At 61.8% G+C, this 12,594-nt stretch carries 10 protein-coding genes and 3 pseudogenes; 4 read left to right on the top strand and 9 right to left on the bottom strand.

The window, feature by feature from the left end; all coding sequences use genetic code 11:
* Window positions 1–40: 40 nt before the first annotated feature.
* On the bottom strand, window positions 41–943 hold the full coding sequence (gene nudC / locus HYG77_RS20550) for an NAD(+) diphosphatase (protein ID WP_208960420.1): 903 nt from the start codon (window positions 941–943) through the stop codon (window positions 41–43).
* Window positions 944–1,012: 69 nt separating this feature from the next.
* The gene (locus HYG77_RS20545; RefSeq protein ID WP_208960419.1) at window positions 1,013–1,756 is read right to left on the bottom strand and encodes an alpha/beta fold hydrolase; all 744 of its coding nucleotides are present in this window, start codon (window positions 1,754–1,756) and stop codon (window positions 1,013–1,015) included.
* A gap of 221 nt (window positions 1,757–1,977) precedes the next feature.
* On the opposite strand from HYG77_RS20545, the gene HYG77_RS20540 reads away from it, so the two are divergent.
* The 3 genes and pseudogenes from HYG77_RS20540 to HYG77_RS39715 form a co-directional block, all read left to right on the top strand.
* Window positions 1,978–2,910 (top strand): alpha/beta hydrolase, encoded by a 933-nt coding sequence (locus HYG77_RS20540; RefSeq protein WP_208960418.1) that lies wholly within the window; start codon window positions 1,978–1,980, stop codon window positions 2,908–2,910.
* 165 nt (window positions 2,911–3,075) lie between these two features.
* Window positions 3,076–4,299: a CoA transferase gene (locus HYG77_RS20535; protein WP_208960417.1), complete on the top strand. Its 1,224-nt coding sequence runs from the start codon at window positions 3,076–3,078 to the stop codon at window positions 4,297–4,299.
* Between the two features lie 227 nt (window positions 4,300–4,526).
* A pseudogene (locus HYG77_RS39715) lies at window positions 4,527–4,687 on the top strand (acyl-CoA dehydrogenase); the annotation flags it as partial.
* Between the two features lie 155 nt (window positions 4,688–4,842).
* Here HYG77_RS39715 and HYG77_RS39710 read toward each other — a convergent pair.
* From HYG77_RS39710 to HYG77_RS20510, 5 genes and pseudogenes are all read right to left on the bottom strand, one after another.
* Window positions 4,843–4,983 (bottom strand): annotated as a pseudogene (locus HYG77_RS39710) (enoyl-CoA hydratase-related protein); the annotation flags it as partial.
* 214 nt (window positions 4,984–5,197) lie between these two features.
* Entirely contained in the window at window positions 5,198–6,103 is a 906-nt protein-coding gene (locus HYG77_RS20525; protein WP_208960415.1) for an alpha/beta hydrolase, read from the bottom strand.
* A gap of 41 nt (window positions 6,104–6,144) precedes the next feature.
* Window positions 6,145–7,761, bottom strand: coding sequence for an NAD(P)/FAD-dependent oxidoreductase (locus HYG77_RS20520; RefSeq protein WP_208960414.1), 1,617 nt, complete (start codon window positions 7,759–7,761; stop codon window positions 6,145–6,147).
* Between the two features lie 117 nt (window positions 7,762–7,878).
* Entirely contained in the window at window positions 7,879–9,351 is a 1,473-nt protein-coding gene (locus HYG77_RS20515) for an aldehyde dehydrogenase family protein (protein WP_208960413.1), read from the bottom strand.
* An 834-nt stretch (window positions 9,352–10,185) separates the two neighbouring features.
* Window positions 10,186–10,470 (bottom strand): YciI family protein, encoded by a 285-nt coding sequence (locus HYG77_RS20510; protein WP_109333375.1) that lies wholly within the window; start codon window positions 10,468–10,470, stop codon window positions 10,186–10,188.
* Window positions 10,471–10,749: 279 nt separating this feature from the next.
* On the opposite strand from HYG77_RS20510, the gene HYG77_RS20505 reads away from it, so the two are divergent.
* Window positions 10,750–11,097 (top strand): hypothetical protein, encoded by a 348-nt coding sequence (locus tag HYG77_RS20505; protein ID WP_208963458.1) that lies wholly within the window; start codon window positions 10,750–10,752, stop codon window positions 11,095–11,097.
* Between the two features lie 386 nt (window positions 11,098–11,483).
* Here HYG77_RS20505 and HYG77_RS20500 read toward each other — a convergent pair whose 3' ends face one another.
* Both HYG77_RS20500 and HYG77_RS20495 read right to left on the bottom strand, forming a co-directional pair.
* On the bottom strand, window positions 11,484–12,050 hold the full coding sequence (locus HYG77_RS20500; RefSeq protein ID WP_208960412.1) for a hypothetical protein: 567 nt from the start codon (window positions 12,048–12,050) through the stop codon (window positions 11,484–11,486).
* A gap of 70 nt (window positions 12,051–12,120) precedes the next feature.
* Window positions 12,121–12,540 (bottom strand): annotated as a pseudogene (locus HYG77_RS20495) (transposase); the annotation flags it as partial.
* Between the last annotated feature and the right edge of the window lie 54 nt (window positions 12,541–12,594).

Raw genomic sequence — 12,594 nt, 5'->3', positions numbered from 1 at the left:
CGCCAGTCGATGACGGAACCATGCCGATCGAGACAGAACGTCAGTCACCGGCTCGCGCCCAGGCCTCGAGCATGCGCCTCGCAATCGAGGCTGCACCGGGCAACAACATGTGCACCTCCGTCGAACTCGTCCAATCCCCGGCAGCCAGAGCCTCCCGTACCTCCGCGCGGGTACACCAGACAGCTTCGCCGATCTCGCCATCACTGAAGACGAGCTCGTCTCGGGGGTCGGCCGTCGCATGGAATCCGAGCATGAGGGATCGCGGGAAGGGCCAGGGCTGACTTCCGACGTAGACCACATCGGAGACCGTGAGACCGACCTCCTCCGCAACTTCCCGTGCCACACAGCTTTCCAGAGACTCGCCCGCCTCGACGAAGCCCGCGAGCGTCGAGAAATTCCGTGCCGGCCAGTTCGCCTGACGCGCCAGCAGGACTCGGTCTGCCCCGTCGTGCACGAGACAAATGATCGCGGGATCGGTACGCGGGTACTCCTCCCGACCGCACGCCGTGCACACGCGCATCCAACCACCCGAGGTGATCGTTGCCGGCGCCCCATCCTTGACGCAGAAGGGGGCGTCGTCCTGCCACGTCAGCAAGGCCATCGCTGTGACATACCGGTCGGTGTCGGCAGCGTCGAGGATTGCTCCGTGTGAGCGCAGGTCACCGAGCTCGACCACGGTTCCTGTCGTGGAATTGTCAGCGAGGGACTCGTCCCGCACCGCCCACTCGTGAACCGAGCCGCAGACGCCGAGCAGGACGGCGTGAACGGGAGGCTCGGCGTAGAAGTCGGTGGCCGGTTCCAGCATCAGTTGTCCGTCTACAAGCCGGACCTGACCACGCCCGTTCACACGAAGTATTCGCGCATCCGGCCACGCCTCCACCCACGCGGTCGCGTCGTCACGCACCGGGACGGGACGGCTCACCGTCACAACGTGATTCAACATGGTGAACTCTCCCTGAATTCGCAATTCGAACGTGGCACTCCCGGTACCCGGCTTACGTTCCCGGTCAGATCAGTACAGAGATTGCTCCCACAACGCCACCGTCTCCCGAGCGTTCTCCACCATGGGGTAGTGCCCGGCTTTGCCCCGCACGGTCCTCAGGTTCCCGTGCGGCAAGGCCACCAATGTGTCCCCTAGGTACTCGGCCGTGACAAAGGGGTCGCTTTCACCCACGATCAGGGTGATTGGCCCTTCGTAGGTGCCTATCCGGTCGAGGAAGTCGGGGCTGGTCCAGTTCTTCAGGTAGGACTCCCACGTCGCCTGGTCCATCGTCGAGCGATTGCGGTCGACGAGGTTCTTCAAATCTGTCTCGTCGATGTGTGGTGCCAGTGCGCCCCGGATGGCTGCACCCGGGTCTGCCCAGGCCGCGGCGAAAGATTCGTAGGTCGCCTGGTCGAGAGGGGTACCCGCGGGGGAGACGGGCGTCAGTGCGACGACCGAGGTCACGCGTTCAGGTGCGAGGGTCGCCACCCGAAGAGCTGTGGTGCCGCCCATCGAATGTCCGAGTACGGAAAAGGTCGACCACCCGAGCTGATCGGCAGCGCCGAGGGCGACCGCGGCCATCCCGTCGATTCCGTCGGCCGGTGCCTCGGGACGGTTCACCCCGTATCCCGGAAAGTCGACGTACGCGTAGGTAAAGCGGGACTGATCCGTCAGGGCGCGTGCGGTGAGCCACACGCTGCTGTCCAGCGCCCAGCCGTGCAACACCAAGACCCGATGGTCACCGTTTCCTTCGATCGCTGCAATCGCATTCACTGCCGTACCTCCCTGTCGGCGACGCTGAAACTCCAGCCGTCGGTTGATCCCTCCGAACGAACCTAGAACCGCAGTAAGGCGTCGGCGTGTCCGATTGTGAAACACACCCACGCGGCGGATGCATGTGCCATTTTCGGACACTTTCCGCGCCGGACGCACCCATAGTGTGGCGCCACCTGCCTGCTGAACAGACTTGCCCATGACACTAAGGAGAACACACCATGCCACTCGATCCTGCGGTCAAGAATTTGATAGACACCCTGAACGAGCAGGGACTGAAGTCGTTCGAGCAGATGAGCATTGCTGAAGTCCGTGAGGTCGTCGAGTCCTTCAGCGGCCTCCAGGCACCGAAGGCAGACGTCGCGCGTGTCGTCGATACGGTCTACCCGGGACCCGGTGGCGATCAGGCAATTCGCCTTTACATTCCGGCGTCCGAAACTCCGCTTCCGGTCGTGGTGTACATCCACGGTGGTGGCTGGGTCGCCGGCAGCCTCGACGTCACCGAGCAGCCATGCCGCGCGCTGGCCTCCGATGCGCACGTCATCGTGGCCGCACCGAGTTACCGGAAGGCACCCGAGCACAAGTTCCCTGCCGCACCCGAAGATTCGTTCGCCGCACTGAACTGGGTGATCGAGCACGCGGCCGACTTCGGTGGCGACAGCACGCGCGTAGCCGTCATGGGTGACAGTGCCGGAGGCAACCTGGCCGCGGTCACAGCCCTTCGGGCGCGTGACACCGGTGGCCCGGCATTGCGCGCTCAGGTATTGATCTACCCGGTCATCGACGGCACGGCACGATTCCCGTCGCGCGAGGAGAACGCCGAGGGGTACCTGATCACAACGGCAGCGATCGACTGGTTCTGGGAGCAGTACCTGGCCACCCCGGAAGACGCTGAGAATCCGTACGCCTCCCCGGCCAAGGCCGCGGATCTGTCGGGGCTTCCCTCGACCCTGCTGTTGCTCAACGAATACGAGGTCACTCGGGACGAGGGCGTGGACTACGGCCGGCAGCTGGCCGACCAAGGCGTCCCCGTGCAGGTCGAACTGTATGAAGGCCTTGTCCATGCCGTGTACTGGATGACCGGTGCCATTCCGCGCAGCGCTGAACTGCACAGCGCCGTCGTCGAATTCCTCGGCAAGCAGTTCGCCGACTGAATCACTGCCCGAGCGAGTACGCAATTGCCCCTAGAGGCTCTATTCCCTCCGAGTGGTCACCACCCAGGGGAATTATGTATATCTGTAATAGAGTCCCTTATTGCGTAAACCCACCACGACTGTCATAGTCATAAAAATGCTTCCTGTGCAGCGAAAGAGGTTCCAATGGAACTCACACCCGGCGCTCTCCATGGTCTGCGCGTCATCGATCTGACGACCGTGATCATGGGCCCCTTCGCCACCGCAACCCTCGCCGACATGGGCGCAGACGTCATCAAGGTCGAGAGCCTCGACGGTGACATGAGCCGAGATATAGGTTCCCGCCGCCATGACGGGATGAGCGCTCTGACACTCAACCTCCAGCGCAACAAGCGCAGCATCGCGATCGACCTTGCCTCCGAGGAGGGCCGCGAGATCCTCGACGATCTAGTGCGCAATGCGGATGTGCTGGTGACGAATCTACGGCCACGCTCCCGGCAGAAGTTGGGCATCACCTATGAGCGGCTCTCGGAGAACAATCCGGGACTGATCCTCTGCACCGCACAGGCATACGGATCCGAAACCGTCTTTCGGGACTACCCCGCCTACGACGACATCGTGCAAGCAGCGTCGGGCGCCGCGAAACTCACGGAACTCATCGACGGTGGACCACGTTATGCCCCATACGTCATCGCCGACAAGGTCGTCGGTCTCTACATCGTCATCGCCGTCCTCGCCGCCGCGATGGAGAAGAACCATACCGGCCTCGGCCAGGAGGTCGACGTGCCGATGGTCGACGCGATGATCGGTTTCAACCTCGTCGAACACTTCGGTGGACACACCTTCGCCCCGGCCGAAGGGAACTTCGGATGGGCGCGCGTGCTGACACCGGAACGAGTCCCACACCAAACTGCCGACGGCTGGATTTGCATCATGCCGTACTCAGCGAAGAACTGGAACGACTTCTTCACCGTCGCCGGCCGCGGCGACCTGGTGAACAACCCCCGCTACGCCTCGGTGAACGACCGCCACACTCACATGGGCGAACTTCTCTCAGCGATCCGAGAGGCCGTCCCGAGCCGAACCACCCAGGAATGGCTGACCATGTGTGAGGCACACGGAATTCCCGCGTCCGACCTACTCGATCTCGCCCATGCGCACGAAAACCCCTACGTTCTGGACCAGGAACTGATCACTAAGCGCGAACATCCCACCGAAGGCGAGTATTACGCCACCCGCACTCCGTTCGCGATGTCACGCACACCGATCTCGTTCAGCCGGCACGCTCCCCTGCTCGGCGAGGATACCTTCACCATCCTCGAAGAACTCGGTTACTCCGCCGATCGCGTCCATGCGCTGGCCGACACATCGGTAGTGAGGGCGACGTCGCCTCAGGGGACCTCCTCCTGAACGGGGATCGTCGACGGGCACACGCGTGATGCGCTGCGTTACCGACATCGATCCCGACTCGAGTGGTCGGACTCACTGATCCGACAGCTTTTTCTACGAGGCGCCCCCACCTGAGCGCCGCAAGTGTGTACCGTCCTCCATCACCTCTTCGCTCTCTTCGTTACCCACACCACTGAAGAAGTGCAATTCGCATGCCCATTCGGCCAGGTTTCAAGCCGAGTGACATCCTCGAACTCCTGATTGCCGTCGCACGGTCGTGCGCCGGCCACGTGGCAAGGTCGTCGTCCGCAATGGACACCAGGTACACGGTGCGATCGACACCACCCGCGAGGACAGGCTGCAGGAATTCACCAATTCCGCCCTGGCGTGGTGCTCGGAATTCGGATCCGCCCAAGACTTGTAAAAAGAACTCCGTGGAAGCGTCAATTCACTTCCACGGAGTTCTTCGTTTCTCGGGCACGTCACTCGTCAGTGGAGGCGGCAGTTCGCTTCTCCCTGAGGGTGTTGCCTGCCTCCGTGTGATCCCCGGCCAGGAGCGCGGGCTTCGTCGAGCAGCCGCGTGCCACCGTCACCCGGGATGATTCCCAGCTTCACGAAGGTCTCTGCAAGGAGCGCCCTTTTACCGGCAACGCGGAGGTCGCACGTGGGGGCGAGGCCGCATCCGGCACCGATGGCAGGGCCGTTTGTCTCGACGAACCCGTCGCCTCGGAAGAGGACTGGACGATCCATGAGTGTATTTCCCTTATCTTTACTGCGATCGATCCTTCGACTGGTGCCCGACCGGTGCGAACTCGGCGGCGGCCTAAACCGGTGTAGACCGGTCTAGGCCGCCGCCGCGAACACCTTCACCCCTTGCCGCCGAGAACCTTCGCCTTCATACGCGCTGCGGATTTGAGGTTCAGGCGAGGCCCAACTTGGGACGCAGCCACTGGGCGATCCGGCTCAGCGCTTGATCCGCCTCGGGTGCCCGACCCGCATTGAAGTGGAATACATGCTGTTGCTCATCGACCACGTCCAACACCACCTCGCCACTCACCTTCTCGATCAGTTCGGCCAACCGACGTGAGTCGTCCAGAAGCGTCTCATAGCCACCGACCGATACGTACACCGGAGGGAAGTCGGTGTAATCGCTGAGCAGTGGGTTCGCCCGCGGGTCCGTTGCATCTGCGGGTTCGGAGAGGAACATTCCCCGCATCGTTTTCAGAACCGCCCTCTTGGCCAAAACGTCGACCGCGTCGTTCGATTCGACCGTCATCCCTTTGATCTCCATATCGAGCCATGGTGAAAGCGCGACGACGGCAGCAGGAGTGGGAAGGTCCAGACGCGCGAGCTCGAACGTTGTCGAGATCGCGAGATTGGCGCCCGCCGAGTCGCCGACGGTCGCCGTGTACTCCGCCTTGTAACCCTGCGTGCGGAGCCACTTGTGGACGGCCATGCAATCTTCGAGTTGGGCTGGGTGCTTGTGCTCCGGCGCGAGCCGGAAGTCCACGATCAGGGCGCAAACACCCGCCAATTTAGCCAGGTGTGCTGCAAGCTTGCGGTGTGAGAAGCGTGAACCCGTCGCGAAGCCGCCACCGTGGGTAAAGACGATTACGCGGTCTTCGGCGGCCCCCAGAGGCTTGGCCCACATTGCCGGCACACCGTTGGCTGTCACTTCCTCATAGGTGACGTCGGTAGGCTCGATGGTCGGAAGATGCCACTCTTCGAACATATCTCGCTGACTGGCGAGGTCCATTCCTTCGGACCTGGTAAGCCACGACGCGTACAGGTCGTTGAGGAACAGGGATTCTTTGCTCACGGACATGTGTTGCTCACTTTCATCACTACTCGAGGGAGATTGACTGGTCAGGAAAGCGCGAAGCCCTTGTATCCCGCACACACGGTCTCGTCCCACTTGGCCAGGTAGAGGGGAAGACCACCGGGGTAGTTCAGCAACTGCCGCGGCTTACCCGGGACGTTGGCACCCATGTACCAGGAGTCAGCTCTGTCGTAGAGCGCCTCGGCCGTCAGCTCGGCGACGTGATCGGACCAGGCAGCATCCGCATCCGCCTCGGATTCGATACGGCTCAATCCGTTGTCCCGCATGTAGTCGATGGTGTTGATGACGAGGTCACCTTGGATCTCGGCGCAGCTGGGCCCGTTGCAGAAGCCCGACGGGCTGAGTGGTCCGTAGAGGAACAGCAGGTTGGGGAATCCTGCCGTCGCGACCCCAAGGTTTGCCCGCACGCCGTTCGACCACTTGTCCCGGAGCAACGTACCGTCGGTGCCGCGAATGTCGATCGCGGTCAGGCCACCGGTGACGGCGTCGAAGCCGGTTGCGTAAACGATGATGTCGAACTCGTGCTCTTCCGAAGCGGTCTTCAGCCCGGTGGGCGTGATCGTCTCGATCGGGTCCTCGTGCAGATCGACGAGACGCACGTTGTCCTGGTTGAAGATGTCGTAGTAGGTCTGCTCGAGCGAGGGGCGCTTCACGCCGAAGGGGTACGCCTTCTTCATCGGCGCCAGCTTTTCGGCGATCACCGGGTCCTTGATCCGGGCACGCGTCCGGTCACGCCAGAACTCGTAGGCCGTGTCGTTTGCAGCATCGTCGACGAAGACGTCCTGGTATGTTCCGAGCCAGAACTCGAAACCGTGCTCCCACAGTCGCTCATAGGTGGCGGTTCGCTCTTCGTCGCTCACCTCGAGGGCCGACTTGGGAATGAAGTCGAAGTCGAAGCCGGAGAATGACGCCGGACGACGACTGAATCTGTCCGCCAGATCGGACTTGATCGTCGCGTTGTCCTGGTCGGTGAGCTGGCGCTGTCGCATCGGGAGCGCCTGAACGGGAGTGCGCTGGAAGACGGTCAGCTGTGCGGCTTCCTTCGACGCCTCCTGAGCGACCTGCACGCCGCTGGCGCCGGTACCGATGATGGCGACTCGCTTTCCTGCGAAATCGATTCCGCCTTCGGGCCACAGTCCGGTGTGGTGGTTGATCCCTGCGAAGCTGTCCATTCCCGGGAGCTTCGGGAAGATCGGCTTTGCCGCAAATCCGGTGCACAAAACGAAGTACTTGCAGACGAAAAGGTTTCCGTTCTCCGCGGTCACGGTCCAGGTGTTCGCCGTCTCGTCGAACTCGGCGGAAGCGACCCGCGTGTTGTAGTAGATGTCCTTGCTCAGATCGAGCTTCCCGTCGACGTACTTGAAGTAGCGGCGCAGTTCGTCACCTCCGGGGTAGAGCTCGGAGAACCCGAAGTCATCCCATAGGTCGGGGCGCGTGAACTGGTAGATGGGACCTTCGCTGTCTACTCGGGCACCCGGGTAGCGGTTCCAGTGCCAGATTCCGCCCAGGTCCTCACCCGCCTCGACTACTTTCACCGAGTACCCTCGACTCCGCAGATTCTCGAGCTGGTACAACCCGGCGAATCCTGCTCCTACGACGAGAACGTCAAGTACTTCGGTCACGGCTGGTGCGGTAGTGCTCATTGTTGTCTCCTCTTGTTACCGAGTGTTGCTTGGGGTTTGATGCTGGGGTTTGTTGGTTGCGCTCTGTGTCGCAGTCTGTGTTGAGATGACTTATGGGAATCCCGTCCGGCGTGGCTTCTAGGTCCAGCGGACATACGCGGTCTTGGTGGTTGTGAAGAAGGTACGTGCAGCCTTCCCCTGTTCTCGGCTCATGCTGCTCGAGCTCTTGAGCCCACCGAACGGCACATGTGGCTCGACACTGCTGGTCTCGCGATTGATGTGCACCAACCCCGATTGTGTGCGCCGGATGAAGGTCATCGCGGTCGCGATGTCTCTGGTGAAGACTCCCGAGGACAGGCCGTAGTCCGTGTCGTTCGCGGCCTTCAGCGCATCGTCGAAACCATCGACTTCCTGCACGGTCACGACTGGTCCGAAGATCTCCTCCCGGACGAGCCTGCTTTTCTCCGACACTCCGGTCAGGATGGTGGGTGCGATATAGCAAGTGTCGGAATCGAACTCCCGCCTCGTGAGAAATTGGACGTTCTCGTCGCGGGCGAGTTGCAGGTAGCCGGCCACCGTGTCACGTTGCTCCACCGAGGCTAGTGGGCCGATATCGGTGGCTGCGTCGTACGGATTACCGACAACGAGCGCGTCAGCATGCTTCACCAGCAGTTCTCGTAGTCTGGGAGCGACGGCGCGGTCGACGTAAACCCGGCTCGTCGCGGTGCAGCGCTGTCCCGTGTGGAGCATCGCGCTCTTCACGATCTGTAGCGCTGCATCCTCGACATCGGCGTCAGCGAGAACAATGGACGGGTTCTTGCCGCCCAGCTCGAGCTGGACCTTGATGTTGCGATCGGCGACGGCCTGACGGAGTCGCGACCCGACTGCACCCGAACCGGTGAAGGTCAAGGCTGCGAGTCGCGGGTTCCCGGTGAGCGCCGCCGAGAGCTTCCTACCACTGCCTGTCACCAGATTGACGACCCCCGCGGGCAACCCGGCTTCTGCGAGAATCCTCGTCAGGAACACTGCAGATCCGCAGGCCGGTTCGGCGGGCTTCCACACAACCGCGTTCCCGAAACCTATTGCCGCCGCGATCTTCCACGCCGGAAGCGCGAAAGGGAAGTTCCATGGTGTGACTACACAGACGACGCCGAGCGGCTCCTCTACCGTCATCAGCATCGTGTGTGAGTCGGCACTGGGGTATGTCTCTCCACTGGGTTGCAGTATCTCACCGGCGTAGTAGCGGAGGATGGCGACACTGCGCAGGACTTCGGCGCGTGCGTCACGGATCGCCTTCCCCATGTCTGCGGTGATCGTGAGGGCAGCTTCGTGAACGCGGCTTTCCAGAAGGTCAGCGGCAGAACGAAGATAGTTCGACCGCTCAATTGCTGTCGTCTCGGACCACGCTGGTTGAGCACCGCCTGCGGCCGCGTACGCAGCCTCGACATTACTGGGAGTCGCCGAAGCGTAGATTCCCGTCACACGGCGGAGATCGGAGGGATCTAGACGCTCGAAAGTGTCGGTGGCGGTGCTCCATCGACCTGCGATATACAACGTTGTCCCGTCAGCGATCGACGACGGCAACGTTGGTCTGTCCAAGTTCACGGACATTTTTGTTCCCCGATCTGTGTAGGCGCAGAGGTGGTTGGAATCGCCCCTCGGCGCGGAGGTGCTGTGTCTCATCACCCGCACGCGCAAAGCGGCAGGTGTGCCGGTACAAGAATCTTCTCGGCAATCTTGTAGTGCGTACTGCCACCGCGGGCGGGTCGATATCGGACTTTCCGGTCTCAGTGCAGTCGAGCGGCGGTAGTCGAAGTGATTGGGAAACCACTCTTGTGTGGCGATAGCCAGTGGGCTGCGAAAAGCCCTCGGGCACCTCACAAAACGATTGAGCAATGACCACTCGAGTGACTTGGAACACGCTGTAGGGCAAGCATGACACCCGATCACCGAAAACGCAATAAGAGAACTATTTACGTATATAAGCAATCTTTGGAACGCATGCAGCGGGAAAATGCGCGACAGAACCCGGCTGATCGAGAAGGTCGAGCATCCCAGGAGAATGCTGCACAGGTCGAAAGTGGAGCGCGGCAATGCCGCGCATGCGGTTCGACCATTCACCGAAATCAGCGTAAAACTCAGCGATTCGAAATCGTAGGTAGAGTCACATCTTTCGCGCCGCACTGGCGTGCGAAGTACGAGTCTGTGACGGTGAGAATGCATTTCACAGGGAAATGGGGACTTCACTGCCATATCGCCACCGGCAAGGTTGCCGGGCGACGCAAATCGCTAGGAAGGCACCTGGCGGAGGTGGGGTTCAGAATAAGCGAACGGCAAGCCAGTTCGTCTGAACCAACACCGCCGACCAAGTACTTACCGCGGCAAACCGCCAAGTAACTTCAACAGCGAGCCACTAGGGACTGAGGTGTATGCCGCATTCGCCCGTTAGACGCCGACGAGAGGGCCTATGACTGGATTCCATTGGTAGATACGCTCCTCTACGACGACGCCCTGCGTGACGTAAGGATCCTCCGCAAGCAGAGAACGCAGGGCGTCCTCGCTGTCCGCTTTGAATACCAGTAAGGCTCCGGCGCCGTCGACCCAGGCGCCGGCCTCCTGCAGCACGCCTCGGGCAGCCGCATCCTTGACGAAAATCAGATGCTCGGCATGCGCAGCCTCTTTGACCGACGCATCGGTGGTATACGACCAGATCACAGCGAACAAGGCCATGGTTACTCCTCAAACGGGGGAATGAAACGGCTCCGAATATGCGCATGAACTGCACACTCGAAAAGGGTAGAAGTACGGATGAGGTGACTCGTGTCCTATTTCGCGACACTGATTGCTCCATGAGTGGAGGTATGGAACGAATCGGATCTGACCAGCGTGTCGCAACCGTCCGACGAGGTCCTCGATGACGTTCGCGCCCGCGTCTCGCCGGAACCGCACCTCTCCCGCCAAGAGGGAGAGCCTGTGCTCCAACGGCTCGAGTACCGTTACGTTCAGGCCATGGTAGGCGAGAAGGTATACGTGGTCGATCGCGTGGTCACAAAACCCGGACGTGCCCGGGAGTTCGTCGACGCGTACGTCACCGAGTACGTACCAGGGGGACGGACACGCCGAATGACCCTGGATCGAATTCTCGTCAGCCCCCCGATCTGGTGGGCGGACGAGCCCAACACCATCACGATCACGTGGGTGGTCGACGGGGTCGACGCCTGGTGGGACATGACCCGGCGGGGCCGCCCCGACCCAGAGCTCGGCCGGTGGTGGTCGCGGATGGACCCGATGATCCTCGACCGAACCCGTTCCATGGCGGCAGCGGCCGAGGACGTCGACGGTGTGTGCGATGTATAACGTCACGAGGGTCGTTCACTTCACCGAGGCAGCCGATGCCATTGCGCGGGACGAGTACGCGAACAATGCGCGTCGAGCCATCCTTGTCGTCGGCGTGAAACGGTTACTCATCGCCCCGACTTTGCCGGGGGTCATCAATGGCGGCGACCTGATCGTGCACGACGTGGGCCTGATCCGACCACGGCTTTGCTGGCCCGAGGCGCAGCGAACCGCACAGGCGGGCTCACAGATGGATTCGATAGTGTCACCTGTTTGCCGTCGTTAGGTCGGGACATCGTGCGAAAAGCAGACGCCGAAATCGCCGCGCACCGCGGCATACCTGCGGTCCACGTCCGGCGCGGACGGCACCCGTCGTGATGACCACGCCCGTGGCAAAGCACAGGACTTCAGAGAGGGGCGGGGACCGCCTGCGAGGTGTCGGGCGCGTCTACCGCCTCGACGTCGAACGGCATCTCAGCGGCGTGGTGCCCATCGATCGAGAAGTTGAGCAAATGTTCACCAGTCGACAAGAACACCGGAGCCATCGCCAAGCCGAAGACGGTCGGAAGCACACCGTTCGGGTGGTGCCAACGGTCGCTGGGAGTCAACGGCTCCTCGAGGATGGTCGTGTTCTTCGCCCGGTTCACCCGCTTGGTGCCGGCACTCAGCGGTGTGATCGCCGCACTGAGGCGGTGCCGTAAGCCAAGGTCCTCTTTGCGCCAGTGGATGTGCCCAGTGATCCAGAAGGTGAGATTCTGCGGGAAGCCCCGTGTATCAATGATTGCCCCCAAGCCTCCATTGACGACCGTGAACAGGCCGTCACCATCGTCGATCACCACATCTAACGCCGCGAATACATGCTCAAGACGCGGGTCGATGACCGGCCCAACGCGGCGGTCAGAGTGGTGGCCGGTACGAAACCACTCTCCAGCAGCATCGATCGTTCGATCCGGTTCGTCGTCGTTGGCGAACAAGTTCGCCCCGAAGGCGGTTCAGGTCCCAGGGCGTGGTGTACGACGGTCGTCGCGTGACTTCTCGTAAGGGTTATGCAGTCAGAGCCGCAGGCGCCACCTCCTCGGCAGGTTCGGGTGTTGTTTGGTTGCCGCGGGAGCGGGCGAGCACGTCGAGGCCGAGGTAGCGGCGGGCTTCGATCCACTCGTCGTGCTGTTCGGCGAGTACCGCACCGACGAGCCGGATGAGGGCGGTGCGATCGGGGAAGATTCCGACGACGTCGGTTCTGCGCCGGTTCTCTTTGTTGAGCCGTTGCTGTGGATTGTTGGACCAGATCTGACGCCAGATCTGCTTCGGAACGCCGTGAACGCGAACAGATCTATCCTGGGCTGTATCGAGCTGGTCGGCGACCCTCGGCAGCTTCTCCGACAAGGCGTCGATCACCCGATCATATTGAGCATGAACCGAATCGGCGTTCGGTTGGTCGTAAACCGAATGCAGGAGCGCACGCACCCTCCCCCGCATGCGGGTGGTACCCCCAGGCCACGAATTCTTCGGCGTCTGCGA

The sequence above is a fragment of the Rhodococcus sp. ZPP genome (genome assembly GCF_017656075.1).
GTDB lineage: Bacteria > Actinomycetota > Actinomycetes > Mycobacteriales > Mycobacteriaceae > Rhodococcus_F > Rhodococcus_F oxybenzonivorans.
Note: the sequence above shows the minus strand (reverse complement) of the source record. Positions and strands in the feature narration are given on the sequence as shown.

Coding starts and splice junctions, on each gene's coding strand:
- HYG77_RS20535 (WP_208960417.1), top strand. CDS start 3,076: ATGGAACTCACACCCGGCGCTCTCCATGGTCTGCGCGTCATCGATCTG.
- HYG77_RS20515 (WP_208960413.1), bottom strand. CDS start 9,351: ATGTCCGTGAACTTGGACAGACCAACGTTGCCGTCGTCGATCGCTGAC.
- HYG77_RS20510 (WP_109333375.1), bottom strand. CDS start 10,470: ATGGCCTTGTTCGCTGTGATCTGGTCGTATACCACCGATGCGTCGGTC.
- HYG77_RS20520 (WP_208960414.1), bottom strand. CDS start 7,761: ATGAGCACTACCGCACCAGCCGTGACCGAAGTACTTGACGTTCTCGTC.
- HYG77_RS20525 (WP_208960415.1), bottom strand. CDS start 6,103: ATGTCCGTGAGCAAAGAATCCCTGTTCCTCAACGACCTGTACGCGTCG.
- HYG77_RS20540 (WP_208960418.1), top strand. CDS start 1,978: ATGCCACTCGATCCTGCGGTCAAGAATTTGATAGACACCCTGAACGAG.
- HYG77_RS20505 (WP_208963458.1), top strand. CDS start 10,750: ATGGTAGGCGAGAAGGTATACGTGGTCGATCGCGTGGTCACAAAACCC.
- nudC (WP_208960420.1), bottom strand. CDS start 943: ATGTTGAATCACGTTGTGACGGTGAGCCGTCCCGTCCCGGTGCGTGAC.